This is a genomic window from Amycolatopsis thailandensis, from assembly GCF_042723255.1.
Lineage (GTDB): Bacteria > Actinomycetota > Actinomycetes > Mycobacteriales > Pseudonocardiaceae > Amycolatopsis > Amycolatopsis thailandensis.
Map to the genome: position 1 here is coordinate 1 of NZ_JBHXJK010000123.1, position 25,662 is coordinate 25,662.

23 protein-coding genes are annotated in these 25,662 nt (G+C 70.2%); 21 read left to right on the top strand and 2 right to left on the bottom strand.

The window, feature by feature from the left end; genetic code table 11:
• Positions 1 to 188 precede the first annotated feature (188 nt).
• Positions 189 to 914 (bottom strand): AfsR/SARP family transcriptional regulator, encoded by a 726-nt coding sequence (locus tag ACFWMR_RS33855; RefSeq protein WP_378381311.1) that lies wholly within the window; start codon positions 912 to 914, stop codon positions 189 to 191.
• 114 nt (positions 915 to 1,028) lie between these two features.
• Complete coding sequence (locus ACFWMR_RS33860) at positions 1,029 to 1,235, bottom strand: hypothetical protein (RefSeq protein ID WP_378381312.1); 207 nt, start codon at positions 1,233 to 1,235, stop codon at positions 1,029 to 1,031.
• A 179-nt stretch (positions 1,236 to 1,414) separates the two neighbouring features.
• Between ACFWMR_RS33860 and ACFWMR_RS33865 the strand changes: the two genes are divergently transcribed.
• The 21 genes from ACFWMR_RS33865 to ACFWMR_RS33965 are packed head-to-tail and all read left to right on the top strand — an operon-like array spanning position 1,415 to position 25,292.
• Positions 1,415 to 1,987, top strand: coding sequence for a DUF4255 domain-containing protein (locus tag ACFWMR_RS33865; protein WP_378381313.1), 573 nt, complete (start codon positions 1,415 to 1,417; stop codon positions 1,985 to 1,987).
• Positions 1,984 to 2,712, top strand: coding sequence for a carboxypeptidase regulatory-like domain-containing protein (locus tag ACFWMR_RS33870; RefSeq protein WP_378381315.1), 729 nt, complete (start codon positions 1,984 to 1,986; stop codon positions 2,710 to 2,712). The genes ACFWMR_RS33865 and ACFWMR_RS33870 overlap by 4 nt, the downstream gene beginning before the upstream one ends.
• 15 nt (positions 2,713 to 2,727) lie before the next feature.
• On the top strand, positions 2,728 to 4,995 hold the full coding sequence (locus ACFWMR_RS33875; RefSeq protein ID WP_378381316.1) for a phage tail sheath family protein: 2,268 nt from the start codon (positions 2,728 to 2,730) through the stop codon (positions 4,993 to 4,995).
• A 16-nt stretch (positions 4,996 to 5,011) separates the two neighbouring features.
• On the top strand, positions 5,012 to 5,470 hold the full coding sequence (locus tag ACFWMR_RS33880) for a phage tail protein (RefSeq protein ID WP_378381317.1): 459 nt from the start codon (positions 5,012 to 5,014) through the stop codon (positions 5,468 to 5,470).
• Positions 5,471 to 5,480: 10 nt separating this feature from the next.
• Entirely contained in the window at positions 5,481 to 6,944 is a 1,464-nt protein-coding gene (locus tag ACFWMR_RS33885; protein WP_378381318.1) for a phage tail sheath subtilisin-like domain-containing protein, read from the top strand.
• A complete protein-coding gene (locus ACFWMR_RS33890; RefSeq protein ID WP_378381319.1) occupies positions 6,941 to 7,441 on the top strand; it encodes a phage tail protein in 501 nt (166 codons plus the stop codon). The genes ACFWMR_RS33885 and ACFWMR_RS33890 overlap by 4 nt, the downstream gene beginning before the upstream one ends.
• A gap of 5 nt (positions 7,442 to 7,446) precedes the next feature.
• Positions 7,447 to 7,641 (top strand): putative phage tail protein, encoded by a 195-nt coding sequence (locus ACFWMR_RS33895; RefSeq protein ID WP_378381320.1) that lies wholly within the window; start codon positions 7,447 to 7,449, stop codon positions 7,639 to 7,641.
• Complete coding sequence (locus ACFWMR_RS33900; protein ID WP_378381321.1) at positions 7,638 to 8,300, top strand: CIS tube protein; 663 nt, start codon at positions 7,638 to 7,640, stop codon at positions 8,298 to 8,300. Before ACFWMR_RS33895 ends, ACFWMR_RS33900 begins: the two co-directional genes overlap by 4 nt.
• A gap of 13 nt (positions 8,301 to 8,313) precedes the next feature.
• On the top strand, positions 8,314 to 9,507 hold the full coding sequence (locus ACFWMR_RS33905) for a phage late control D family protein (RefSeq protein WP_378381322.1): 1,194 nt from the start codon (positions 8,314 to 8,316) through the stop codon (positions 9,505 to 9,507).
• A 17-nt stretch (positions 9,508 to 9,524) separates the two neighbouring features.
• Positions 9,525 to 10,136 carry a phage baseplate assembly protein V gene (locus ACFWMR_RS33910; protein ID WP_378381324.1) on the top strand — a complete coding sequence of 204 codons (612 nt, stop codon included), beginning with the start codon at positions 9,525 to 9,527 and terminating at the stop codon, positions 10,134 to 10,136.
• Entirely contained in the window at positions 10,133 to 10,537 is a 405-nt protein-coding gene (locus ACFWMR_RS33915) for a GPW/gp25 family protein (RefSeq protein WP_378381326.1), read from the top strand. Before ACFWMR_RS33910 ends, ACFWMR_RS33915 begins: the two co-directional genes overlap by 4 nt.
• The gene (locus ACFWMR_RS33920; RefSeq protein ID WP_378381327.1) at positions 10,534 to 12,447 is read left to right on the top strand and encodes a baseplate J/gp47 family protein; all 1,914 of its coding nucleotides are present in this window, start codon (positions 10,534 to 10,536) and stop codon (positions 12,445 to 12,447) included. The genes ACFWMR_RS33915 and ACFWMR_RS33920 overlap by 4 nt, the downstream gene beginning before the upstream one ends.
• On the top strand, positions 12,444 to 14,477 hold the full coding sequence (locus ACFWMR_RS33925) for a putative baseplate assembly protein (protein WP_378381328.1): 2,034 nt from the start codon (positions 12,444 to 12,446) through the stop codon (positions 14,475 to 14,477). The genes ACFWMR_RS33920 and ACFWMR_RS33925 overlap by 4 nt, the downstream gene beginning before the upstream one ends.
• On the top strand, positions 14,474 to 16,399 hold the full coding sequence (locus ACFWMR_RS33930; protein ID WP_378381329.1) for a phage tail protein: 1,926 nt from the start codon (positions 14,474 to 14,476) through the stop codon (positions 16,397 to 16,399). Before ACFWMR_RS33925 ends, ACFWMR_RS33930 begins: the two co-directional genes overlap by 4 nt.
• Positions 16,400 to 16,414: 15 nt before the next feature.
• Positions 16,415 to 17,644 (top strand): hypothetical protein, encoded by a 1,230-nt coding sequence (locus ACFWMR_RS33935; protein ID WP_378381330.1) that lies wholly within the window; start codon positions 16,415 to 16,417, stop codon positions 17,642 to 17,644.
• The gene (locus ACFWMR_RS33940; RefSeq protein ID WP_378381331.1) at positions 17,641 to 19,617 is read left to right on the top strand and encodes a hypothetical protein; all 1,977 of its coding nucleotides are present in this window, start codon (positions 17,641 to 17,643) and stop codon (positions 19,615 to 19,617) included. Before ACFWMR_RS33935 ends, ACFWMR_RS33940 begins: the two co-directional genes overlap by 4 nt.
• Complete coding sequence (locus tag ACFWMR_RS33945; RefSeq protein ID WP_378381332.1) at positions 19,614 to 20,744, top strand: hypothetical protein; 1,131 nt, start codon at positions 19,614 to 19,616, stop codon at positions 20,742 to 20,744. The genes ACFWMR_RS33940 and ACFWMR_RS33945 overlap by 4 nt, the downstream gene beginning before the upstream one ends.
• A 2-nt stretch (positions 20,745 to 20,746) precedes the next feature.
• Positions 20,747 to 21,271, top strand: coding sequence for a hypothetical protein (locus ACFWMR_RS33950; RefSeq protein WP_378381333.1), 525 nt, complete (start codon positions 20,747 to 20,749; stop codon positions 21,269 to 21,271).
• Positions 21,268 to 22,926 carry a hypothetical protein gene (locus ACFWMR_RS33955; protein WP_378381334.1) on the top strand — a complete coding sequence of 553 codons (1,659 nt, stop codon included), beginning with the start codon at positions 21,268 to 21,270 and terminating at the stop codon, positions 22,924 to 22,926. The genes ACFWMR_RS33950 and ACFWMR_RS33955 overlap by 4 nt, the downstream gene beginning before the upstream one ends.
• The gene (locus ACFWMR_RS33960) at positions 22,919 to 25,006 is read left to right on the top strand and encodes an ATP-binding protein (RefSeq protein ID WP_378381335.1); all 2,088 of its coding nucleotides are present in this window, start codon (positions 22,919 to 22,921) and stop codon (positions 25,004 to 25,006) included. The genes ACFWMR_RS33955 and ACFWMR_RS33960 overlap by 8 nt, the downstream gene beginning before the upstream one ends.
• Positions 24,999 to 25,292: a hypothetical protein gene (locus tag ACFWMR_RS33965; RefSeq protein ID WP_378381336.1), complete on the top strand. Its 294-nt coding sequence runs from the start codon at positions 24,999 to 25,001 to the stop codon at positions 25,290 to 25,292. The genes ACFWMR_RS33960 and ACFWMR_RS33965 overlap by 8 nt, the downstream gene beginning before the upstream one ends.
• Positions 25,293 to 25,662: the final 370 nt, after the last annotated feature.

The following is a 25,662-nucleotide window of genomic DNA, read 5'->3' on the forward strand; positions in this document are numbered from 1 at the left end:
GCGCAAGGAAGGGGGCCATCATGTACTTCGGACAGGGTTTGAAGGTCGAGGAGGCCTTCACGGACCGGTGTCGGTGGCGATCAGTGGGGTGAAGGGGGACTTTTCCCTCACGCGCGGGAAGCTCGCGACACCGAGGTCGGCGTGCGTGCGAGCGACAAACGCCACTCACGACCAGCCCGAACGAACGGTCAGCGCGAAGTCATGTACGGCAGAAGGTCGCGGAGGGCCTCGGAAGGTTCGAGACCGAGTTCCTCCAGCAGGGTTCGCCGGCACTGCAGGTACTGGTGCTGCGCCGCCGCGCGGTTTCCGGCGGCGAGGTGCGCGTCGATGAGCGCCTGATGCGCGCTTTCCCGCAACGGCTCGGCACGCACGGCGGCCAGCCCGGCGGCGACGGCCTCGCCGTACCGGCCCGCGGTGGTGAGCCGCTTCGCCATGGCCTCCAACGCATACAGCCGCAGCTGGTGATACTGCTCCTGCTCGATGAGCACCCACTCGTTGTCCGACCACTCCGGCAACAGGTCGGCGGAAAGGTCGTCGCGGGTCTGCCGGTTCAGGATGTCGTCGCATCGGCAGGACTCGTCGAGGAGGCGGTGCGCGTGGGCGACCGCGTCGTGAATGTCGACGGTTATGTTGTCCACCAACGCCATTTCGTGGACCGACGCGTCGATGACATGGTGCCCGGTGCGCGACGCGCGCCACAGTGACGAGCGCAGGTTCGCGTTGGCTCGCGTCGTCGGCGCCTCCGGCCACAGAGTTCGCGCGACGTAGGTCCGGGGCTGAGGCCGATCCTGCAACGCGAGGAAGGCGAGCAATCGTTGCGCGCTGGACGACAGCACCACCCTGTCGTCTCCGACGAGCAGCGCGAAACCTTTGAGCAGGCGCAGTGTGACGATCTGTTCTGCTTCTGTGCGCATCGGTTCCCCAACCTCTGCCCGGCGCCGATCGGATCGTTCCCGCTGTTGGGACAATTCGTACCCGGATCGCGGAACGTTACGGGGAAATTATCGGGCCGCGGCGTCAACAAGGCGTCACGAGAACGTCATCGTGCCTGTTCCGAGGTCTTCCAGCCAGTTCTGCACCGCCGTGTGGACCGCCTCGGGTGAGGTGACCACGAGCGATCTGGTGTCGTTCGTACCGACCGTGAAGATGACGCGGACCCGCAGCGCATCGGGCCTCCCGCCTTCCAGCCACGCGCGGAGAACCATGCTGCCGGACCGTTCCTCGGGTGGCTTCACCGAAGCAGGATGCGCGAAGACACGTCACCGCCGCGTAGCCGCCGCGTGTGCGAGCACGTCAACGGTCATGCCCGCGACGCCGCGGTGACGCCGACGCGACGCGCGGATCGCGGACCTGCCACGGCACCCCTGCGATGCTGCGCCCTGGTACGTCGCGAGTGCGCCAGGGGAGGACGGGCATGGGCGATTTCGGCGTCATCGCCGACGTTTCGACGATTATCGTGGACCGGCTCACCGACGCGCTGCGCGGACTGGACCCGACCAATCCGCCGACCGCGATACTGAGCGATCTCGAGAACCAGCCGACGACGGCCACGCTCACGGTCTTCCTGTACGAGATCGCGGAAGACCCGACCTCGCGCAACCGTCCGCCGGTCCGGTCTCTGCCGCCGGCCGCGCCCACGAGCCGCAAACCGCCGATGGCGCTTTTGCTGCGTTACCTGATCACCCCGTGGGGCGGCAGCCAGGAAACCCAGCATCAGATGATCGGACGAGCGCTGCAGGTCTTCTACGACGACGCGATCTGGTCCGGCGAGGAGCTGTCGGGCAGCATGGCAGGCACCACGGAAGCCTTGCAGTTCACGTTGACGCCGTTGACCCTCGATCAGAAGTCGTGGATCTGGTACGCGATCCAGAAGCCGTACCGGCTGTCCCTCAACTACGAGGTCCGGGTCGTCAACCTCGACTCCCTGGACGTCGTCGACCTTCGGCTCGTGCAGAGCCGGACGCTCACGGGGACGCCGGTCCCATGACCCGATTCCGCCCCGTCGAGACCTCCGTCCTGTACAGCCCGGCGTGGTTCGTGCCGTTCGACGAGTTCGCCCAGCGCCCGCGGTCCGCCGACGTCGTCACGGAACTGGACCGTTTCGACCCGGTCGAGAACGTCTGGGTGCTTCAGGACACGCCGTCGATCCGCACCCCGAGCGCCGCGATCGCCTACCCGGAACTGGGCCGGCGACGGGCGCCGGGCACCAGGCCGGAGCGGTTCCGAGTGCGGTTCTCCGCCATCGGTCTCGCACCCCTGTACCCGGCGGACGCGGAGAACTTCGACGCCGCCGTGGTCGGGGTCGGCTTCACCGCGTACCCGTACGACGACGTCACCCCGCCCGCGGTCCGGAGCGAGCCGCGGCTGGTCCGGTTGCTGCCGAGCGTCGCGTTCCCGTACGGGCCGGGCACCCGGACGGTGTACGGCGTCGTGGTCGACAAGGTCACGCGGGTGCCGGTGACGAACGCGCTGGTGGAGGCGAGAGGCCTCACGAGCAGGGACAGGACGCCGTGGCTCGAGCGGACCCTGACCGACACGACGGGCTCGTTCCGGCTCGCCCTGCGGTGGGAAGGCGATCCCGCCGCGGGGCCCGGTTCCGAGCAGATCTTCCACCTCAAGGCCACCGAGCGGCCGGGGCGGACCGGCGTGCTGGACGTCCGGCTGCCCTCCGGACGCGACCGACGGCACGTCATCGAGATCGCCGAGCAGTAGAGAAGGAGCCAAGCCATGCCCGAGTACCTGAGCCCCGGCGTCTACGTCGAGGAGGTCGACGCGGGGCCGCGGCCGATCGCGGGGGTGAGCACCAGCACGGCGGGCATGGTCGGGGTGACCCAGCGCGGCCCGACCACCGGGAAACCGAAGCTGGTCACGAATTTCCTCGAATTCCAGACCACTTTCGGCGGTTTCCTGCCCGAACCGGCCCCGGGGATCCGGGACGCCTGGGCCGAGAACCCGGCCGAAGGGGGCCGCTGGTGGCTGTTCCCGCTGGCGGTCAAGGGCTTCTTCGACAACGGCGGTCAGCGACTCTACGTCAAGCGGGTCTTCAGCCGCACCGCGCAGGCCGCGTCCGGCACGCTCGGTTCGGGGCTGGTCAGCCCGATCGCCCAGGACGCCGCGGCCGGGTCCACCGTGCTCCAGCTCGGTCACCTGGTCGGGTTCACCGGTGCCGACGACATCACCGTCTTCCGTGGCAGTGACAACGTCCCCATCGGCCCCGCCAAGATCACCGCGTACGACGTCACCACCGGGCGGGTCACGCTCAACTCCGGTCTGCAAGCCCAGGTGAAGACGGCGCGCGGGGACTACGTCCAGAAGGGCACCCGGGACGCCACGCCGAGCTTGCGCTTCTCCGCGTCGAGTCCCGGTTCGTGGGGCAAAGGGGTCCAAGTTCGGATCTCGCCGTCGGTCAGCGCCTCGCTCCCGGTCCTGGCCGACCCCAACGAGGGCGACCTGTTCATCACCGCGCTCGCCGCCGACGCCGCCAAGGACGCCGTGTCGATCGAGGTGAACGCGGTGCCCGGGCTCGATCCGGGTCCTTTGCCGGACGACGTGTGGGTCCTGATCAACGACCGGCGGTTCGAGGTCACCGTCGCGCAACCGGCCAACGACCGCGTGACGCTCACCTTCCCGGCCGGCACCACGCACGCGCCGTGGAAGACCGGGCTCACCGTGCGCCGGGTCCGCCGGGCGAACACCGGCGTCGGCCACGACCTGCGGATCAGCGGCTCCAGCCGGCTCTACGCGGGTGCGGCCACCCAGCTCGACACAGCTGACGAGCTGACTCCGCTGCACGTCGTGACCATCGGGCCCGACGACCTCGTCACCTTCGACGGGAACACGCCGGATCTGGTCTTCGAGACGGCGCGCGTGCAGCTGATCGAGTCCACTGTGGACACGAGATTCACCGACCCCGGCGGTGGTTCGGTCACCGAGACGTTCCGCAACCTGCGCCTCACCGGCGATCAGCCCGGGACCGTGGTCGGCACTTTGGCGAGCCGGTCGCAGCTGGTCCGCGCCACCACACTGGCAGGTATCAGTACGGATCCCGGCCGGTTCCCCGCACCGGGGAAGGGCTCCTGGCTGCCCCTCGCCGACGACGGCGACGACGCGTACGGCGGCCTCACGGTCGCGGACTTCGTCGGCACGGACGGCGGCAGTGGCAAGCGCACCGGCATCGTCGCGCTGGAGGACATCGACGAGGTGTCGATCTGCGCGGTACCCGGTGTGTGGTCCGGCACCGTCGAGTCGGCGCTCATCACGCACTGCGAGCAGCTCAAAGACCGGTTCGCCGTCCTCGACCCGAAGGACGGCCTCGACATCGAGGGCATCCAGACGTTCCGCGAGCCGTTCGACACCAAGTACGCCGCGCTGTACTACCCGTGGCTGGTCGTCAACGACCCTTCGACGAACCAGTTCGTCGAAGTGCCACCGTCCGGGCACATGGCCGGGATCTACGCCCGCACCGACACCGAACGGGGCGTCCACAAGGCGCCGGCCAACGCGGTCATCCGCGGCATCCGGACACCCGGCGGGATCGCGCAGGACGTCGCCAAGCGGCAGCAGGACCTGTTGAACCCCAAGGGGATCAACGCCCTGCGGTTCTTCCCGAACCTGGGCCAGCGGGTGTGGGGCGCGCGCACGCTGTCGTCGGACAGCTCGTGGCGGTACATCAACGTGCGGCGGCTCTTCCTCTTCCTGGAGGAGTCGATCGACGAAGGCACGCAGTGGGTCGTGTTCGAACCCAACGACGAGGCGCTGTGGGCGCTGGTGCGGCAGACCGTCACGAACTTCCTCACCACGGTCTGGCGTAGCGGGGCGCTCTTCGGCGCGACCGCGGACGAAGCGTTCTTCGTGCGCTGCGACCGCTCCACGATGACCGACGACGACATCGCCAACGGCAGGCTCATCTGCGTGATCGGGGTGGCGCCCGTGTTCCCGGCGGAGTTCGTGATCTTCCGGATCCAGCAGAAGACCCGCGAGCCCCAGCTCGTCTAGTTGAAAGGCAGAAGAAATGCCACCAGTGACGCGGGACGATCCGTATGCCGCGTATAACTTCCTGGTCATCGTGACCAACGTCAGCGATGACGGCGTCGCGGTGAGCGGTTCGTTCACCGAGGTCAGCGGGCTGGACGTCGAGCTGCCACCGATCGAATACCGCACCGGCAGCGAGGACATCACGGTCCGCAAGCTCGTGGGGCTCAAGAAGTTCCCGAGCGCGCTGACGTTGAAACGCGGGGTCACCGGCCACGTCGGCTTCTGGAACTGGGTGAAGGAGTCGCTCGACGGCAGGGTGCGGCGCACGTCCGGTTCGATCGTCATGCTCGACGAGAACCGCCAGGAGGCCATGCGCTGGAACTTCGACCGGGCCTGGCCGACGAAGTACACCGGACCGTCGTTCAACGCGACCAAGAACGAGATCGCCATGGAGACGCTCGTACTGGCCGTCGAGAGTCTCCTGATCGACGCATGAGCGGGCACCGATGACCCTTCCCGGCGTTTCCCTGAGCTTCGAGCGTGCGGCCGCCGACGACGAGCCGTTGCGCACGGACGTGGCCGTGTTCGCCGGCCGCACCCGGCGCGGTCCGGTCGGCAAACCCGTCCGCGTCGAGAGCTGGAACGACGTCGTGGGCGCGTTCGGGCCGCCGGACGGCACGTCGGCGACGCCATACGCGCTGCGCGGGTTCTTCGAGAACCAGGGTCGCACCGCGTGGGTGCTTCGGGTGGCCGGGCCTTCCGCGACCGCGAGTGCACTGTGGACGGACGACTTCCGCGTGGTGGCGGCGAGTCCCGGTGCGTGGGCGAACGGCGGCCGGGTCACCGTGCGGTACCGGAAGAGCAGCGTCGCGGGCCCGCCGACGGTCACCGTGCGGGTGCTCGTGCCGGGCGAGCCGGCGGAGACCTTCGCCGGAATGGCTCCCGGTGAGGTCGTCGAACGACTGACCGCGTCCCGTCTCATCCGGGTGGTACCGGTGGGCACGGCGGGTCCGATCCCGCCGGACGCGCCGATCTCGATGTCCTGGGAACTGACCCTCGCCGGTGGCACGGACAGCCCGCCCGGGAGGGCCGAGTACGGGGCCGCGGTGACGGCGCAGGCCGAGTTGCCGGAACCGGCGCTGGTCGCCTTGCCGGACGTCGGCACCGATCTGACCGACGACGACCACAAGGAGCTCGTGCTGGACTTGCTGGGAGTGGTGGCGCCGTTGCTGGACCGGTTGGTACTGCTGGACGTGCCGCCCGGTAAGTCCACAGTGGACCAGGTCGCCGACTGGGCGGGCGCGCTGGCGGAGATCGGCGACGAGGCGTTGCTCGCCGCGGCGGCGGTGTACCACCCACCGCTGCGCGCACCGGAACTCGCGGGCACCGGGTTGCGGACCGTCCCGGCCTCGGGACACGTCGCGGGCTTGGTCGCGAGGCTCGACGCCGAGCGGGGCGCCGCGTACACCCCGGCGAACGCCACGCTGCTGGACGCGGTGGACTTGGAGATCGAGTACCCGGAAGCGCAACAGGTCCGGCTGTTCGAAGCGAACATCGACCTGGTGCGCTGCCTGCGTGGTCGCGGACTCGTGGTGTGGGGCGGGCGGACGCTGTCCCGCGACCCGCGCCGCCGGTACGTCGCCCATCGCCGCTTGCTCCACCTGCTGGTGAGGGCCATTCGCCGCGCGGCCGTGCCCTTGGTGTTCGAGGTGAACTCGCCGGAACTGCGGCTGTCGCTCGTCCGCGCGATCACGTCGGTGCTCCTGGAGGCCTTCCAGACCGGCGCGCTCGCCGGCACCCGGCCGGAGGACGCGTTCCGCGTGATGTGCGACGAGACCACCAACCCGCCGAAGCAGGACCCCGGCCAGATCGTCTGCGAGATCGAGGTCGCGCCGGCCGTGCCCATGGAGTTCATCACGCTGCGGCTCGTGCTGGGCCAAGACCGCGGCCTGGAGGTGATCGAGCAGTGACCACACCGGTCGACCAGCTGCTCGCGCTGAACGAGCCGCTGCCCAAGTTCCGCTTCCTCGTGACGCTGTCCCCGGCGGACGTGTACCTGCCACCGGCACAGGCACTGTTGTTGCAGGTGGTGGCCTCGGGCGCCTTCCAGGAGGTGACCGGCCTGGGAGCGCAACTGGAGGTGGTGAGCTACCCGGAGGGCGGCCGGAACGACTCAGTGCACCGGCTCCCGCTGCGCCACTCGTGGAACCCGATCACCCTCAAACGCGGCGTGGTCCGCGACCGCCTGCTGTGGTCCTGGTACGAGACCGGGTTGCACGACTCGCTGGGCGCTCGCCGCGACGGTGCGCTGATCATGCTCGACGAGGCCGGGCTTCCCGCGAAGTCCTGGATCTTCCACGGCGGGCTGGCCGCCAAGTGGAGCGGCCCGGATCTGCACGCCGAACAGAGCGCGGTCGCCATCGAGTCCTTGGAAATCGCCCACGAACGCCTGACGGCCGTCCTCTAGGAGACATGAGCGTGCCCAAGAACCTGATCATCCACAACCTCGAAGTGCGGTTCCAGGTGGAAGGCGACTCCGGGGCCCTGTTCACGCGCCTGTTCAACAAGCACATCCAGGCGTGGGCACGGTTGTACGAAGAGGAGTGTGCCCGGGCCGAGCGCAGCGACAACGACCGCAAGCTCGGGGACACGGGAGGTCACCGGTGAATGTCACGCCGTTCTCGGCGGTGAGCCAGGGCGCCACGGCGCATCTGGAGATCGACCGCCCGCCCAACCGGACGCCCCAGGTGATCCCGCTGCGGTTCAACCCGACCGAGTACAAGCTGAGCAAGAGCAACACCTTCGCCGAAATCACGATTCCGGGGCTGGAGACGCCGCCGATCCAGTTCATCCGCGGCGGCACCGAAACGCTCTCGCTCCAGGCTTTGGTCGACACCTCGGACACGCTGAACGACGTCCGGACGTCCTATGTGGACGCCATCCGCGATCTGATGCGGGTCGACACGACCGAGCACGCGCCGCCGATCGTCCGGTTTCACTGGGACGGGCCCGTGTTCAAGGGCGTGCTGGAGAAGCTGGACGTGAACTACGTGCTGTTCGCGAAGAACGGCGTGCCGTTGCGGGCGCAGCTGGACATCACGCTGAAGGAGTACCGCTTGGCGAAGGACCAGGCCGTGGACCCGCCGCGGTCTTCTCCGACGGTCGAGAAGAGCTACGTGGTGCGCCGCGGCGACACCTGGGATCGCATCTCCTCCGCCGTGTACCGGCGTCCGGACGCGTGGCGGGAACTCGCGCGTGCCAACGGGATCTCCGATCCCCGTGAACTGCGGCCGGGGCTGGTGCTGACCGTGCCCCGGCTGCCGTGAGCGGGGGCGTGCGATGACAGCGCCCGCGGGGACCCGGCCCGAGATCGCCGACCCGGACGGTTACGCCCCCGAGTTCGAGGTGGTCGTCGACGGCCTCCAGGCGGATCCGACGACCAAGAACGACATCCTCGACATCAAGGTGCACCGCGACATCGACGAGATGTCCGGCTTCGATCTGGAGCTGAACAACTGGGACGACGTCACGCTCAAGTTCAAGCACAGCGACTCGGACAAGCTCCGGATCGGCACGCGGGTCTCCGTCCGGCTCGGCTACGCGGACAAGCTGCTGACCGTGGGCACGGGGACGATCAGCTCGCTCGCCCCCAAGTTCCCCGACGGCGCCTCGCCGACGGTCTCCATCACCTGCGTCGACGGCATGCTCGCGCTCAAGGACCGCAAGCCCACCAAGGAAGAGGACAAGAACTTCGTCCGGAAGACCGACTGGGAGATCGCCGAACAGATCGCGCGGCGCAACAAGCTGGCGGTCAAGACCACCCGTGAGGGACCGAGGCACGACCTGGTGGTGCAGAAGAACCAGTCCGACGCGCAGTTCCTGATGGAGCGGGCGAAGCGGATCGACTTCGACTGCTACATCCTGCCGGATCCGAAGACGGGCGAGCAGACCCTCTACTTCGTCAAACCCACCGACGGTCGCGACAGCCGCCCGATCCGGCTGTTCCGGCTCGCGTACAGCCCCGGGCTCGCCACCGGACCCAGTGGGCAACCGCCGGGGCTGGTGCCCAACCTCCTCGACTTCACGCCGACGCTGACCGTGTCCAACCAGGTCAGCAAGCTGACCGTGCACGGCTGGGACCCGGTGAAGGCGGAGCCGATCGAGTACGTCGCGACCTCGAAAGACTTGCCCGGCGGGCAGAACTCGGCGGACGGGCAGAGCGGGCCGGAGGCGGCGGAAAGCGGTGCGGGCGGCCGACAAGAGGTGATCGTGGACGCGCCGGTCCTCAGCCAGGAGGAGGCCAAGGAGCTGGCCATCGCGCTGTTGCGGGAGCGGGCGTACGAGTTCATCACCGCGACCGGCCGGGTGGCCGGGCTGCCGGAGCTGCGGCCGGGGGACAACCTGGAGATCTTCGGGCTCGGCAAGCGGTTCTCCGGCGGCTACTTCGTCAAACGAGTCGAGCACACGCTGAACACCAGCGGCTTCTTCACCACGTTCACCGGCCGGAGGATCTTCCAGGGGGACGAGAAATGACTGTCAGGCCGCGTGCCATGACGAGCGATCAGCGCTACTACGGCGTCGCGCCGGCCGAGGTCGTCCAGAACGACGGTGACGACGAGGGCCGGGTCAAGGTCAAGTACTACTGGCTGGACGGCGGAGCGTCCATCAGTCCGTGGATCCGGGTCAGCCAGCTCTACGCGGGCGGAGGCTACGGCTCGGTGTTCGTGCCCGAGGTGGGCGACGAGGTGCTGGTCGCGTTCTTCCAGGGCGACATGCGGCAGCCGTACGTGCTCGGCGGGCTCTACAACGGCAAGAAGAAGCCGCCGACCGCGCGTACCGAGGGCCGCGATCAGAAGGTCATCCGCACCAAGGCCGGGCATCGGATCCTCTTCGACGACAAGGCGAAGGAGATCACGATCAGCACCTCGGCGGGCGCGAAGGTGGTGCTGAAGGACAGCGGGGAGATCACGGTCGAGGCCAAGGCGGTGACCGTGCAAGCGAGTGACATCGACCTCGGCGGCGGTTCGACCGAGCCCGTCGTGCTCGGCAACGCGCTCCTGCAGGCCTTCGTCCAGCACACCCATCCGGCACCGGGCGGGGTCACCGGTCCCGCGACACCGCTGCCGCCGTCCGTGCTCGCGAAGAAGGTGAAGGCGACGTGACCGAACCCTTCCTCGGCACCGGCTGGCGGTTCCCGATCCTGCCCGATGAGGCGGGCCGTCTCGCCTACGCCGTCGGTGAGACGAGCATCGAGCATTGCCTGCGCGCGCTGCTGCTCACCGCCACGGGTGAACGCGTGATGCGACCGGACCTCGGCACCACGGTGAGCGAGTCGGTGTTCGCGCCCGGCAGCGCGCAGAACCTGCGAGGCCTCGAACGGTCGATCGCCGAAGCGGTGCGCGCCTTCGAACCGAGGGTGGAACTGGCCGGTGTCCTGGCCGAGACCGACCCCGCCGACGAATCCCGCGTCACGATCTCGGTCGAGTACCGGATCCGGCGCACCAACACCAAGGCCAACCTGGTCTTCCCGTTCTACCTCGGGCTGACGGGAACCACGCCATGACCGTTCCGGTGCCGAAGCTCGACGACCTGACCTGGGCCGACCTGATGTCGGCCGTCACCCGCCGCATCCCGGCCGAGTCGGACGGCATCTGGACGCTGCACGCGCCGGTCGACCCCGGCATCACCCTGCTGGAGCTGTTCGCGTATCTGCTGGAGCAGCGGCTCTACTGGCTGGACCAGGCCCCGGACGAACTCGTCGTCGCGATCCTGAAGCTGCTGGGCCTGGAACCGCCCCGGCCCGCGAAGCCGGCGGCCACCGTTCTCGCGCTGACCACCGGCGAGGAGACGCCGACAGTGGTACCCAAGGGCACCGTCTTCGCGCGCGATCCGGCCGCGGCCATCAGGTTCACCCTCGACGACGACGTCATCGCCTTCCCGGTGTCGGGCGAGGTGACGGTGTTCACCGACCGCGACCGCACGGCGGACCTGCTGGCCCGTCGAGGGGTTCCGCTGCTCGGCAACGACGGCTCCGCGGCCTCTGCCCGGTTCACCCTGCCGCTCCGTGATGCCCGTTTCGAGTCCGGCTGGTTGTCCCTGTTGTTCGAGCTCGACTCGCCCGTGCCGCCGTCCTGGTCTCCGTCGGCCGTCGGCGGGGTTCGCCCGCCCGCCGAGCTCAGCTGGTCCTGGTTCCGGCCTGACACGGAGATCTCGGGCGCGTTCGAGGAAGTCCAGGACGGAACCGGCGGACTGAGGCGGTCCGGGGTGGTGCGCCTGCGGCCACCGGCCGGATGGTCCACAGTGGACCGTGGACTGATCGTGTCCACCCCGTCCGCGACCTACGCCTCCCCGCCGCGACTGCTGCGGCTGGCGGTCAACGTGTCGGCCGCCCGGCACCTCGAGAAGCGCACGGTGACCGATCTCGGGAACCAGACCGGCCACTGGCTGAAGCTGCCCGGCCAGCGACTCGTCCTGCCCGACGCCACCGGCCGGCTGCTCGCCGCGACCCTGCGGCTCGCCGGTGAGAAGTGGGAATCGGCGCCGGACTTCACCTTCGGTACTTCCCGGGACCGGGTCTTCCTGCTGGACCGGGACGACGGCGCGCTCGTGTTCGGCGACGGCCTCACCGGCCGCATCCCTCGTCCGACCGAGGACGTACACGTCGCGTACACCGTCGGCGGCGGCCGCGACGGCAACGGCGGTCTGACCGGCAACTGGCTTCCCACGGACAGCGCCGTGCCGGTGCGGGCCGCGAATCTCGTCCAGGCCGAAGGCGGCGCGGATCCGGAGACCGTGGCCCAGGCACGCGACCGGGCCGCGGGCGCGCTCGGCGAGGTGACCAGGGCCGTCACCCCCGACGACTACGTCACTCTCGCGGTGACGACTCCCGGTGTCGCGGTCGGCCGGGCCTTCGCCTCGGTCGGCGAGCATCCCGGTTTCCCTTGCGCGCAGGTGCCCGGAGCAGTGTCCGTGCACGTCGTCCCGGCCGTGCCCCGCGAGGACCTCGCGGCTCCGGATTTCGTGGCGGCGCCGATGCCGGACGCGGGTACGTTGCAGACCGTCTCGCGACGGCTCGGCAAGGCCCGCCTCCTCACGGCCGAGGTCTTCGTGCGCGCCCCGGCCTACCGGGAGATCCGGCTGCGCGTCGACCTCTCCGGCGCACCGGCGGACCGGGTCAAGGTGTCCACTGTGGTCGGTGAGGCGCTGCGCCGGTTCCTCGACCCGCTGACCGGCGGGGACGACGGGACGGGCTGGCCGTTCGGTGAGGCGCTGCGGCCGTCGGCGTTGCTGCGGGCCGCGCAGGAGGCGCTGGGCGACCTGGCGGACGTCGCCGCCGTCGCGATCGGCGTCGACGGCGCGGATCCGGCGGAGACCTGCGACGACGTACCCCTGCGAGCGGGCGAACTGCCGGTGGTGCGGGAGATCCGCACCACCGTCGTCCCCGCGGCCGAGCCGGGGGAGGGCTTGCTGTGACCGACGTCTGGTGGGCGCGCGATTCGGGCGAAGAAGCGCACATGGTCCCCGGCCCGGGGCCGTCCGGGATCCAGCCGGAGCTCGTCGACGCGACGAGGGAGGCGGTCCGCGCGGCTGTCCGCGACCGCATCCCCGGCTACACCCCGGACTGGACCAACCCTGACCGGCAGGACGCCGGTGTCGCCCTGGTGCGGCTCTTCGGCACGCAGGCCGAACCCGTGCTCACGCGGGTCAACCGGCTGCCGGAGAAGATCCTCGCCGAGCATCTGAACACCGCGGGTGTCCGCCGTCGGCCCGCCACCGCGGCCGCCGCGCTGCTGGAGTTCACCGTGAACCCGCCCGATGGCGCGTCGGTGCTTGTTCCCGCCGGTTTCCAGGCCGCCGCGACCGGCGCCGACGGCGACATCGTCTACGAGACCGACCTGGATCTCTACGCGACTCCCGCCACGTTGGCCGCGATCGCGGTCCAACGCGGCGGCGCGCTCGAACCGCTCCCGCTGGGGCCGAACGGGCCCGGCCGACCGTTCCCGCCGTTCGGGGCCGAACCCCGGCCGGGCAACGCACTGTGGCTCGGCCTGGACGGTGCGGCGAGTCCGTTCCCTTCGCTGTCACTGGGTTTCGTGGTCGCGGCCGCGCCGCCGGTTCCCGCCGCCGCCGGTGGGGGCGCCGTGCCCGTGTCGCGGCCGTTGCTGCGCTGGGACGTCCTGGACGGTGGCCGGTTCCGGCCCGCCGAGGTCGTCCGCGACGAGACGGCGGGCTTGCGGGCGAGCGGCACGATCGAGTTGCGGCCGCCGCGCGCCTGGGCGCCGGGCAGGCCGCCGACCGCGCGCCCCGGTCCGGCGCTGCGCTGGCTGCGGCTCCAAGTCGTGCAGGGTCTCTTCGAGGTTCCTCCGCCGCTCATTTCGGGACTGCGGCTGAACATGGTCGCCGCCACCGCCGCCCGCACGATCTTCGACGAGCCTTTGGAGCCGATCCAGGACCCCGCCACGCCGGCCGAGCGGCGGCGGATGCGGCTGAGCCAGGTCCCGATCCTCGCCGGCAGCGTGGTGATCGAGGTCGACGACGACCCCGGTATCGACCTCTTCGGAACGACCGAGGAGAACGCTTCACAGTGGCAGGAAGTGCCGAGCCTGGCCGCCTATGGCCCGGCTGACCGCGTGTTCGTCGTCGACTACGACACCGGTGTGGTCACCTTCGGCGACGGCGTCAACGGCGCGCCTGTGCCGCCGGGCTTCCGCAACGTGCGTGCCGTGCGGTACCGGGTCGGCGGTGGCGCCGCGGGTGCCGTGGCGGCCGGCGCGGTCAACGGCGTCGTCACCGCGCGGCCGTTCGTGACCGGCGTGAACAACCCGTTCCCCGCCACCGGCGGCGCCGACGCCGAACCGGACGAGGACGTGACGCGGCGCGGGGTGGAGGAGCTGCGGTCCCGTGGCCGGGCCGTCGCACCCGCCGACTACGGCCTGCTGGCGCTCCGCGCGCCGGGCGCCTCGATCGCCCGCGCGCACGGCGTGCCGGGACTGCACCCGGACTTCCCCGGCACGCCCATCCCCGGTGTCGTCGGAGTCCTCGTAGTGCCGCCGATCGACGACGGCGCCACCGAACCACCCGTGCCCTCCGCGACCACTCTGCGCGCCGTGGCCGACTACCTCGCCCACGAGGTCGCTCCCGCCGGGATCACCGTGGTCACCGGTCCGGTGGCGTACCGGCGGATCGCCGTGGAGGCACGGGTGGTGCTCGACCCCGGACAGGACCGGGCCACCGTCCTCGCGCGCGCGGCGGACGCGGTGACCACCTACCTGGACCCGTTGCGCGGCGGGGAGAACGGCGGGGGCTGGCCGTTCGGCGGCGCGGTGCGGCACACACCGCTCGTGCGACGGCTCCTGGCTGTGGACGGCGTCCTGGCCGTTTCCGGGCTCTCGCTCACCGCCGACGGACTGCGGCTGCCGCCGTGCGCCGACCATGCGATCCCGCCGAACGACCTGGTCTGGCCGGAACGGCCGCTGCTGATCCCGGTGGAGGAGTCCTCATGACGTGCGCCCCCACGAACGTCACGTTCCGACTCCTCGACGACGTCGTCGGGTGGGACGAAGCAGCCGTGACCGACCTCGTCGGGTTCGCCGACGCGGCGGGCGTCCGGCTGGCACACACCGGTCCGTCCCCGGAAGGGCCGACGAGGACCGGACTGCTGCCATGGTTCCCCGACCCGCGTTTGGCGCCCGGCTGCCGTCCGTGCGCGTGGTACCTGCTGAGCGGAGATCAGGTGCTGAGCCGGGACACCTGCGCCGGTGATTGGTCGCCGCTCTGGCCGCCGCACTGCGACCCCCGGCTGCTGTGCGCACCGACCGCCGTGGCCGCGCGCGGTCATCGGATCGCGGTGGTCGACTCCGGCCGGGTCTTCGTCTGGCGCAACGAAGGGGACCACCTGATCGCGGTGATCCGGGTTCCGCGCGCCGAGATCGTCGCGCTGGCTCAGGACGAACAGATTCTCGTCTCCCTGGCCGGAAGCGACAGGCTCCGGCGATACGGCCCCGACGGACACCTGTGCGAGGTCATCCGCACCGGTGTCGAAGGCGAGATCATCGGGATCCGCACCGGGCCCGGCCGCACGATCTGGCTGCTGACAGAGGAAGACGACCGGTTCCGGATCTTCCGCGGTCGTCACCGGTTCCGGGAGTCCACAGTGGACGAACTGGCCGCGGCACTGCCACCGAGCAGCCTTGTCTTCGCCGACGAGGACGGCTTCTGCCTGCGGGAAAAAGGGCCGGACGGCGACGTGACCTCCTGCTACGACTGGGAAGGACAGCCGCGCGAGGAACCGGGACCGGAGACAGGCCAGTACGTCACGCGGGGCGAGTTCACCACGAAACTGATCGACAGCGGCATCTCACGCTGCCGCTGGCACCGGGTGCGCGTGGACGCCGACGTACCGGCCGGCACGGCGGTGTCCGTCGCGATCGTGGTGTCCGAGGACGGCAAGTTCGCCGAAAGCGACTGGCAGACCGCACCGGCGGGTGTCACCGACTTCCTCATCGATCAGCCTCCCGGCCGTTATCTCACGGCGCGCGTGCGGCTGTCCGGAGACTCGTCGACGACGCCGGTGCTGCACCGGATCCGGCTCGACTTCCCGCGATCGACCAGCGCGGACCTCCTGCCCGCCGCGTTCCGGCATGACCCGGCCGCGGACGACTTCACCGAGCGGTTCCTGACGTTGTTCGACGCCTCCACCGCCGAGATCGACCGCGTCATCGAGCGCTATCCGGCTCTGCTCGACCCGGCGGGTGTGCCGGACGGCGCGCTGCCGTGGCTGGCCGGGTTGCTCGGTCTGGCGTTCGAGGCGGGCTGGACCGCCGAGACGCGCCGGAAGCTGATCAGGGCGGCGCCCGGACTGTACCGGCGGCGAGGCACGCCCTGCGCGCTCGCGGAGGCGATCGAGATCGTCTTCGGCGTCGAGCCGGTGATCGACGAGCTGGCCGACGATCGTCACTGGGCGCAGGTGCGCGCGACAGCCACGCCGTCGACCGCGCGCGGCCTCGGCTCGGTGCGGCTGTTCGGCCGGTCGTCGTCGCGGTTGCGGCTGGACACCTCGACGCTGGGCGCGGCGCCGCTGCGGGCGTTCGGCGACCCGGACACCGATCCCCTCACCGAGCACGCCCACCGGTTCCGGGTCCTGATGCCCGCCGGGGCGGCCGAGGAGGACGCGTTGCGGCGCTTGGTGGTCCGGCAGGCGCCCGCGCATACGCGAGGTTCGGTGCGCGCCGCCGGATCCGGTTTCGTGGTCGGCAGTCGCTCGACCGTCGGGGTGGACACCGCGTTCGTCCCGCTGCCACCGCCCGTGGTGGGCGGCGTTTGCCTGAACCACGACGGAGTACTGAGACCAGGGCCACGAGGCGCCCGCCACGGGGTGAGCGTCGGCGTGGAGTCCGCGGTCGGGGTCCACACGCGAGTGTCTTGAGAGGACAGAAGAGAGATGACCGAGGCAACGGCACAGCCTGCCACCCAGACGCCGGAGCACGAAGGAACCGGGCAACCGCCTTTCCGCAGGTTGCGGTACTTCCACGGCCGGCTGCTCAGCGCCCGCGACTTCCAGCGCGAGCAGGAGTACTTCCGCGAGAAGCTGAAGCTGCGGATGCGCTGCCTGCTCGGCTACGGCGTGGTGTGCGGGCTGCTCGTGGAACCCGCTCCGGCGGAAGAGGGAAAAACCGAGGACGACAAGGGCCATCAGGCCAAGGTCCGCATCACCGCCGGGCTCGGCATCGACTGCGAGGGCAACGAGGTGCTCGTCCCCGGCGGCTGCGTGATCGATCTGTCGGACGCGCTGCACGAGGAGGAACGGACCGGCGGAAAGACGGTGTGGGTCGGTGTCGAGTACTGCGAACGCGCTGTCGAACCGACCAGGACCGTCTTCAATTCCGCCTGCGCGGACACCTCGGACTGCGAGTACGGCTACACGGAAGAGAGTTACGCCGTCCGGGTCACCACCAAGACGCCGCCGAAGGACGACCGCTGCGAGACGTGCTGCACCCGGTGCGAGCACAAGGTCCTGTGGCTGGCCAGGATCGACGACGTCGACTTCTCCAAACCGGTCCGCCAGGAGCAGATCCACCTGAACGTCCGCCGCTTCTTCGGCACGCGCGTTCCGACGGTGATCACCGGCGTCAACTGGCGGCACGGTCATACGTACACAGTGGACGAAGCCAAGGAGCTGCTGGGAACGCAGAAGAACACCGGTGGGCTCGTCGTCGAGTTCTCCGACGACGTCCGTGTCGACAGCCTGCGACGTGGCGTCGTGGAGATCCAGGTGATCGAAGGCGGAGCAGGTCGCAACGCCGACACCTGGTACATGGGCGGCAGGTTCGAGGAGCCGACCGGCGGCGAGTTCACCCGGAGCTTCCGGTACCGGCAGACCACCCGCGAAACCCTGCAGGACGGTGACCGCGTGCTGATCACGGTCCGCGCGGCCTTCCTCCTCGACCGCTGCTGCCGTCCGGTCGACGGCACCAACGTCGGCGGCCGGGTCCCGTTCACCGGCAAGGGGAAGAGCGAGCCGGACACCGACCACGGTCACGACCCGAAGCCCGAGCCCGACCCGACCGGTTGCCTGGTCCCGCCGTCGGGCATCGGACCGTGGACGTCCGGCACCGGTGCGGGCGGCGACGTCTTCGAGAGCTGGTTCTTCATCACCGAGGAGCGTTCATGAGCAAGTCCGATTGCGGGTGCGGCTGCGGCGGGGCGCCTGCCTTCCCCGCCGCGTTCGTCCGGCCGCGGTTCTTCCCGGGCCAGCTGCTCACCGAGGACGACCTCACCCTGCTGACCGACTACGTGGCAGGCAAGGACCGGCTGCACAACAGGACGTTGTCCGGCCCGGGTGTCGTTTGCGGTCTGGAGGTGCTCTGCGACTCGTGTCCCGGCGGGACGGTCAGTGTGCGCCCTGGGCACGCCCTCGACTGCTGCGGCAACGACATCGTGCTGTCCTGCAAAGAGAAGGTCGACGTGGCCGCGCTGGTGCGGGAACTGCGGGTGACTTCGCCGGGAGTCCACTGCGGGGACCCGTGCGACGACGACCAGCGTCATTTCGGGCTGTTCGTGCGGTACGAGGAGACCATGGCCGATCCGGTCGCCCCGTTCGCCACCGAGGAACCGTGCCCGACGCCGGGCTGTACTCCGTCACGTGTCCAGGAGGGTTTCCGGTTCGTCGTCAAATGCGACACCGTCGACGACCACCGGTACAACCCGGCGACCAAGCTCCTGGCGCGGATCGGCGGCAAGGAGGCTTACGAACAGGTCCTCCTGCTGAGCCGGCGGCTCGCGCACTACCTGGACCCGATGTCCGTGGCCGGTGGCTTCTCCACCCGGACGATCAGGTTCGACGACGCCGACGCCGTCCGCTACACCGACAATCTCCGGTTGCTGAAGGAAAGCGGAGAGGGCGTCCCGAAGCCACCTGCGGCCCGGCAGCAGACGGAGTACGTGCGGGCGCTCGCCAGCGCGATCGCGCGGTATGACACCTACGACGCGGCAGGACAGAAGGAACTCCAGGCGAAGTTCGACCTCCAGGAGATCGACGCCGCCAGGAAGGTGCTCGGCACGGCCTGCGACCGGCTGGCCTCGACGAAACCCGAGGAGGTGTGGCCGGAACCCGCGCATCGGGAGGTCGCGCTGGCCGTGGTGGCGGAGGCGAAGAGCCGGGTCGCGACGCCGGATCCGAGCGCTCCCATCGAGATCCGGCTCGCGGCCCAGGGCACGCCGGTGAACAACGTGCTGGAGGCGAGGTTCCGGGCCGACCTCGTGCGGATCCGGGACTGGCTGCTCGGCAGGCTCGATCGGGTTCCCGGCGTCGCGGACTGCCTCCTGCACGACGACGTCCGCAAGGTCGCCATCCCGCAGCCGCTGCCCATCCCGGAACCGGACCCGGCCAAGCACCTGTCGGTCGCCGACCTGGGGCTGCTCACCGACGCCGCCGGGAAGCTGACCACATACGTCCAACGCTTCGTCACCGACGCGGCGTGCTCGACGCTGAACCCGCCGTGCGTCGAATGCGCGGACAACGACGTGCTGCTCGCGCATCTGGAGCTGGACGGCTGTGACGTCGTGCGCGTCTGCTCGGCGACCCGGGAGCAGGTGCTTCCGGGCGGCTCGGCGTACGGCGAATGGCTGCCGAAGCTCTATCAGCTGAGGCATCTCGCGGAGCAGGTGTGTTGTCAGCCGACTCCGGTGTACAAGCCGCCGGACGTCCCCGCGTCGGGACCGATCCCGCGCCCGTACGTGCCCGGGCTGCTCGAGGAGTGGGGTGGCCGGACTCCGCTGGAGCGGATGTGGAATCTCCTGGTGACCCCGGCACCGGGGGAGACCGTGCCGAAACCCGTCCGCGAGCAGGTGTACACGGTGCCCGCCGAGGTCACGGACAGCCTCCAGGAGATGAACGCGCTGCGCGCACAGGTGAGCGACCTGATCGCGACCGTGGAAACGTTGCGCGGACAGCTGGACACCGCGTCGGAGCAGGTGTCGAAGGTGCGGGACGAGCTGCCGGAACGGCTGTCCGACCGGCTGTCGGACCTCGAAAGCGCGCCGGAACCGGAGACGGAGGAGAAACCGCCCGCGAAACGCACCCGGTCGACGTCGAGCCGGAGCGGTTCTTCCACCCGCAAGCCGCGATCGGGTGAGTCGTCGTGACCGGTCCGTTGCGCCCGGAGTTCCACGAGGGCCAGGTACTCGCGTCCGCGGACCTGGCGGCGACCGTGTCGTACGCCCGCGCGACGGCCCTCCGGCACGCGCGCCTCGCGCACGACTGGGGCATCGCCGACGGACTCGCCATGACGACCGAGAACAGGACCGACCCGACGACCGGCGCCCGGTACGTCGAGGTGAGCGTGCAGCCCGGGCTGGCGATCGACGGGACCGGCCGGGAGATCGTGGTCCCGGCGCCGGTCGTGCTGTCGGAGGCGGACTTCGAGGCCGTCAACGGCGCGGACGGCCCGACGACCGATCCGTATCCGGTGTTCGTCACCGCCGTGGACCGGGCGCAGCGGACGACCGGTCCCGCGTCGTGCGCCGGATCCACGGGGCCGACCCGCGTGGAGGAGTCCTATCAGATCCTGTTCCGGCGACTCGGTGACGAGCGGCTCGTCGCCGACCAGCAGCCGCCCGCGGTGAACGCCGCACCGGCCGCTCCACCCGTGGTGTGGCTGGTGTTGCTGGGCTTCGTCCAATGGACCGCGGGCCATTTCACGGCGGTGTTCCCGACAGCCCGGCTCGTCGGCCCGCGGTACCTCGGGGTGCGCGCGGACACCGTGTCGGCCCGATCGGGTTCGCTGTCGTTGCGGACCCAGCCGGAGGCAGGTGAAGGTAAGCCGGCGCTGGTGCTGTCCGGAGCGGCCGCGCCGACACTGGTTTACGGACTGTACAAGGGAACCGGTGAGGTCGACCCGCTGATGACGGTGGAGTCCAACGGGAACCTGACCATCGCGGGAAGCTTCTCCGGCCGGATCTCCGCGGGCAGTGTGCTGGTGACCTCCGGCAGCGCGACGGACGGGATGCTGCTGCCGTTGCCGTCCGGGGTGACGCCCGAGGAGATCGCCGACGGCCAGGTGTCCTTGCACGTCTCGGTGACCCCGCGGATACCGCCGTCCGGCAAAGGGCTCATCGTCCCGGCCGAGGCCACTGTGGACGATCAGCTGCGCGTCCGGTGCCGGCTGCGGTTCTACGACCCCGCCGCCGGTTCGACCACCGTGAAGGAACGGTCGGGAGCGGTCGACTTCCTGGTACTGGCGACGGTCGCGGCGACGAGTGGTGGAGGATGAGGATGAGCGTCTTCGCGGTGTACGAGTCGAGCACCGGCAACGTGGTCGGCGCGGCCAAGGCGATCGGCGTCGCGGTGCCGACCGCGCAGGCGCTGGTCGGCGACGCGCTGCCGGTGCGGCTGTCGCTCGGAACGGGCGAGGTCGTGACCCTGTCCCTGCGAGGCAGGGAACTCGCCGTGCACGAGGCCGACGACCAGCCGGAGGTGTTCGTCGAGCCGCTGGCCTACGGAGTCACGCGAGTACAGGGCCAGCCGCCCAAACCGGCGCTGGCGAAACTGCCGGTACTGCCCGAGTCGCCCACGTTCGACGCCGTCGGGCTGCTCGTCAAACTGCCGAAGAACCCGCCCCAGGACACCACCGTGTTCGCGCTGGTTTCCGAAGGGGAGGAGACACTGCCGCTCGCGGGGACCATCACGAAGGACACGGACCACGTGTCGCTGCCGGTCACGGTGACCGCGGGAGCGCACGCCGTACTGCTGCTCGTGGCGGGCTGGGCAGGCCGCCTGGAGGAGGTCAAGAAGCCTTGAACGCACCCACCGTCGGCGAGATCACCGTGCGCCAGTGCGTCGTGCGGGTGGTCCGGCGCGGCGGGTGGAGCTGGGAGTCCGATCCGCGGGGGCTCGTCCAGCGGGTACTCGACGCGCTGCCGGACCTGCTGGCCGCCGAGTTCGACGAGTACCTGACCGGTGACGGTCCTGACCTGGAGATCACCGAGCCGGTGCGCCTGACGGTCCGGCCCGCTGCACTCGCGGGAAGCGGGCTGTCGTCGACCGGTCTGGTCCTCGAACGAGCGGCGCCGGCCGGTGGTGATCCGGTGACGGCACCGGTCCTGCTGCCGGTCTCCGCCGGATTCGAGGCGATACCGTCCACTTCGGACACCACTCGGGAGCCGCCGCCTTTCGCTCCGGGACCGGCGGAGCACTCGGAAGCCTCGGTGGCCGCGCTGTTCGAGGAGCCGGCGGCTCGGGACGAGCTGGCGGCGTTGCTCTCGCTGCTCCCCAGCGAGACGGTGTGGCGATACTTGGCCGCGGTGACCGGCGAATCCGCGGTCCCGGCCGGGACCGATCCGATCGACGGGCCCGCGGCCGAGTTGGCGGCGGAGCTGGTTCGCAGGCTGGAGCTTTCGCGGCTGCCCTTGACCCGCGCGGAGCTCGCCGAGCTGGTGAGGCCCGCGCGAGATGAGCCTGCGTCGGCGTTCGTCGGCGAGGACGTCTTCGAGGGCACTCGTGTGACGACCGCACCGGGGACATCGGAGGAGACGAGGGTCGGCCCGGTCCTCCCGTTCCTGCTGGCCGGGCCTCTCGCCAGGACCGGCTACCTGGACGCGATAGGTCCTGCTTTGTCCGGGGTGGGCCTAGCCGAGGGCGCCCCGCTGTTCGCCGCGGCCCTGGCGTACAAGGCACTGGGGCGCGCACCGGAGGCGGCCGCGATGTTCGCCGGTCTGGAGACAGTGCCGGACCTGACCAATTTCGGCCGTCGGATCCGGCCTGCGCTACCGGTGCTGGACGGTGTTCTGGCACTGTCCCTGTGCCGGGGTCACGACCCGGCCGATCCGCTGCTCGTCACCGGCGTGGACGACGGCCTGCTGCTGGTCGACGCCCAGGGATTGTTCCCGATCGCGTGGGCCTCCGCCGCGGACGGCCTGATTCCGCACTGGACGGCGTGCGGCAGACCACCGGTTCTGGTCTGTGACAGTCCGCTTCCGCCGACATGCTTGAGCGATCTGGACGCCGCGGGCGTTCGCTTCATCACGAATGTCCGTCCGCTGCGGGGAGACCCCCTGACCCGGCTGCCCTGGCATAGTCCACTGTGGACGACAGGCGGCGTGGAGCCCCGGCTGGCCGCGGAACTGCCTGTTGCACGTCTCGACGACCTCGTGCGAGCGCTGTTCGCGCCCCTGCTGCCGGACCGCGAACTGGAACGAACCGTGGGGCTGGCGGCATCGCTGGCCCTGGGCATGATCGCCTGGCAGCTGTGGCGGGAACGCGAGTCCCCGGACCCGCTCCTCGCGATGACCAGATTCGCCGACCTGGAGGGCACGGTCCGGTTCACCGGCGACGTGGTGCACGTGAAGCTCCCCTTGGGACGCCGTCACACGGATCTGTCGCGGGGCGGCGCTCTCGCCGACGTGCCGAACGTGGTCTGGCTGGGTGGCCGGACCCTGACCTTCTCCGGTGGCTGAGGTGGGCGGCCTGGCGGTGGAGCACCTTCGGGTGCGCTTGGCGGAACTGCACCAGGCGCTGCGCGGCGCCGTCGCCCATCAGTCCGAGGCCGCGGCGTTGCTGACACGCCCGGATCTGACGCCATTCTGCGTGACCGACGAGCAGGTGGCCACCTTGCTGGATCGCGTGGACGCGTTCACCGGGGCGATGACCGAGCCGCCGTCCGCGCCGCACCGTGACCCGGAGTCCGAACAGCACCTCAGGCGCCTGGCCGCGTCGCGTGGCGTGACGTTGCCGCTGGACGCCCTCGCGGCCCGCTACGACCTTTCCCGGGTCGAGCAGGACTCGCTGCTTCTGGTGGCCGCGCCGGAGCTCGATCCGGGCTACGAACGGGTTTACGCGTACGTCGTCGACAACCTGAACCGACGGGCGCCGTGCGTCGAGCTGCTGGTCACGGTGGCCGCGGAGACCCCGGCGGACCGCCTCGCACTGCGGCGGACGCTGGGCCGCACGGGAACGCTGCGGCGCTACGGCCTGCTGCGGGCTCACGGCGAGGCGCCCACGGAACCGGCTCAGGAACTGACGCTCGGCGAGGGCGTGTTCGAATACTTGATGGGCTGGGGCGGGGACGTCGGGATCCTCGGCCACGATCCGGGCGAGGTCGTCCTGCCGGACCGGCGGGTGGCGTCCCCGTACCTGCGGTCGGAGCGCCTGGGGAAACTCGGCCGGGCGCTGGGTGCGGGCGACCTGGACGTGGTCGGACTTTGGGGATGCCCTCCCGACAGCCAGCTCGACGCCGCGCAGGCACTCGCGACCGCCGCCAGGCGGCCGCTGCGCCGCCAGACCGCGGACCTGGCGCACGACCTGCGGACCGCCGCGGCTCTCGGCGCGATCCTCTGGATTCAGACCGACGGTCGCGCCGTTCAGCTCGACGAGGTGCTGACGAGATCGGGCGTGCCGCTGTGTCTCACCGGCACGAATCCTTCGCGCCCGCACGGCCTGCTGGCCGCTCGCACGTACGCGGAGCTGACGATCCCCGATCCGGGTTTCCCGGAACGCCGGGCGATGTGGTCGTCGGCGTTCCCTGTGCTTTCCTCGGAGGCGTTGGAGGACTTCGCTGCCCGCTATCGCATGAGCGGCGGTGAACTCCGCGCGGTGGCGGCCGTCGCCGATACGGACGCGCGCCTGTCCGGCAACGGCCACCCCATCACCGAGCACGTGGAGCCCGCGATCGCGACGGTCGCCCGCGGTCGCACGAGCACCGCGGTGCAGTCGATCCTCCCGCGCCGCACGCCGGAAGACCTGGTGCTGCCGGACGCGCAGATGGGTCAGCTCACCGAAATCGCGTCGGCGTTCCGCGCGTGGCCGCGAGTGGCGGAGTCCTGGGGCTTCGCGCACAAGACGACGACCGGCGGGGTGAAGGCGTTGTTCACCGGTGAGCCGGGCACGGGGAAGACGATGTCGGCGGAGGTCGTCACCGGGATCCTTGGCCTGGAGCTGCTGAAAGTCGATCTGGCGCAGGTGGTGTCGAAGTGGGTGGGGGAGACGGAGAAGAACATGGAGGAGGTGTTCCAGCAGGCGGAGGACTGCCACGCGGTACTGCTGTTCGACGAGGCGGACGCGCTCTTCGGCAAACGCGGCGAGGTCAAGCACGGGACCGACCGCTACGCCAACCTGGAGGTCGGCTACCTGCTGCAGCGCCTGGAGGCGAGCGACGGGCTGATCATCCTGACGAGCAACCTGAAGGAGAACATCGACCCGGCCTTCACCCGCCGTTTCCATTTCGTGGTCCATTTTCCCCGGCCGGGCATCGCCGAACGACGACGCCTGTGGCAGCTGGCCTTCCCTCCGGAGGCCCCGCTGTCCCCGGACGTGGACCTGGAGACGTTGTGCCGCCTGGACATGACCGGAGCGGGTATCACGTCGGCCGCCCGCACGGCCGCGTTGTCCGCCGCCGACGGCGACAGCCCTTCGATCGGCATGCGTCACGTGGTCCTGGGTGTGTCGCGGCAGTTCCACCGCGAGGCGCGCTTGTTCCGCCCGGCCGAGCTGGGCCGGTATGCTGAATTGCTGGCCGACAACGGAGAGCGCGATGCCTGAACTGATCCCCCCGCAGACGAAGCCCGCCATTCCGGTCACCGCCCAAGAGCTCCGCACCGCCGCGGCGGCCGATCGGGGCAAGAAGAAGCTGGTGCTGGTCCCGGCCGTCGTCGGGAACGCCCAAGCGGCCAAAACGGCGATGGACGGAAGCTCGAAGACGGTGCCTTCGCATCTCGCTTCGACGCTCGCCGCGGGGCAGGACCGGGTCGGGAACGCGGCGATCGCGGGCGCCGCGATGCGAGTGGTGCCGATGGCCCTGCCGAAGAAGGAAGCCTGCCCCGGCTGAGTCCTTCGAACAGCTGGGTCGGAAGATATTGAGAGGCAAGGCAAGATGGCGTGATCGAGTCTCCTGCTGAGCATGGCCTTCGCGGCACGGACCGAACTGGCCCGCCGGAGCCGGTCACGACCTCGACCGTCCACAGAAGACACCGCCCGTTTTGGGCACTTTGCATGGCTTTGCGAAGGGGTCGTGAGTGGCAAAGAGGGTTCTATTGGGGGGTAAGGCAAAGGTGGCGTGTTCTGTCGCTCGCCCTCACGTCGACCTCGAGTGTTGGGGGGGGGGACAAATAAACAAAAAAAGAATCAAAAAAGGAGTAGTAATGACAGACGGGGAGGACCCCCCCCCCCCCCACCCCACAAAAAACAAAAACCAGAAA

Bases quoted from the DNA above. Each gene is read 5' to 3' on its own strand.
- ACFWMR_RS33855 (WP_378381311.1), bottom strand. From the start codon at position 914: ATGCGCACAGAAGCAGAACAGATCGTCACACTGCGCCTGCTCAAAGGT.
- ACFWMR_RS33865 (WP_378381313.1), top strand. From the start codon at position 1,415: ATGGGCGATTTCGGCGTCATCGCCGACGTTTCGACGATTATCGTGGAC.
- ACFWMR_RS33870 (WP_378381315.1), top strand. From the start codon at position 1,984: ATGACCCGATTCCGCCCCGTCGAGACCTCCGTCCTGTACAGCCCGGCG.
- ACFWMR_RS33875 (WP_378381316.1), top strand. From the start codon at position 2,728: ATGCCCGAGTACCTGAGCCCCGGCGTCTACGTCGAGGAGGTCGACGCG.
- ACFWMR_RS33880 (WP_378381317.1), top strand. From the start codon at position 5,012: ATGCCACCAGTGACGCGGGACGATCCGTATGCCGCGTATAACTTCCTG.
- ACFWMR_RS33885 (WP_378381318.1), top strand. From the start codon at position 5,481: ATGACCCTTCCCGGCGTTTCCCTGAGCTTCGAGCGTGCGGCCGCCGAC.
- ACFWMR_RS33895 (WP_378381320.1), top strand. From the start codon at position 7,447: ATGAGCGTGCCCAAGAACCTGATCATCCACAACCTCGAAGTGCGGTTC.
- ACFWMR_RS33905 (WP_378381322.1), top strand. From the start codon at position 8,314: ATGACAGCGCCCGCGGGGACCCGGCCCGAGATCGCCGACCCGGACGGT.
- ACFWMR_RS33910 (WP_378381324.1), top strand. From the start codon at position 9,525: ATGACGAGCGATCAGCGCTACTACGGCGTCGCGCCGGCCGAGGTCGTC.
- ACFWMR_RS33920 (WP_378381327.1), top strand. From the start codon at position 10,534: ATGACCGTTCCGGTGCCGAAGCTCGACGACCTGACCTGGGCCGACCTG.
- ACFWMR_RS33930 (WP_378381329.1), top strand. From the start codon at position 14,474: ATGACGTGCGCCCCCACGAACGTCACGTTCCGACTCCTCGACGACGTC.
- ACFWMR_RS33935 (WP_378381330.1), top strand. From the start codon at position 16,415: ATGACCGAGGCAACGGCACAGCCTGCCACCCAGACGCCGGAGCACGAA.
- ACFWMR_RS33940 (WP_378381331.1), top strand. From the start codon at position 17,641: ATGAGCAAGTCCGATTGCGGGTGCGGCTGCGGCGGGGCGCCTGCCTTC.
- ACFWMR_RS33950 (WP_378381333.1), top strand. From the start codon at position 20,747: ATGAGCGTCTTCGCGGTGTACGAGTCGAGCACCGGCAACGTGGTCGGC.
- ACFWMR_RS33965 (WP_378381336.1), top strand. From the start codon at position 24,999: ATGCCTGAACTGATCCCCCCGCAGACGAAGCCCGCCATTCCGGTCACC.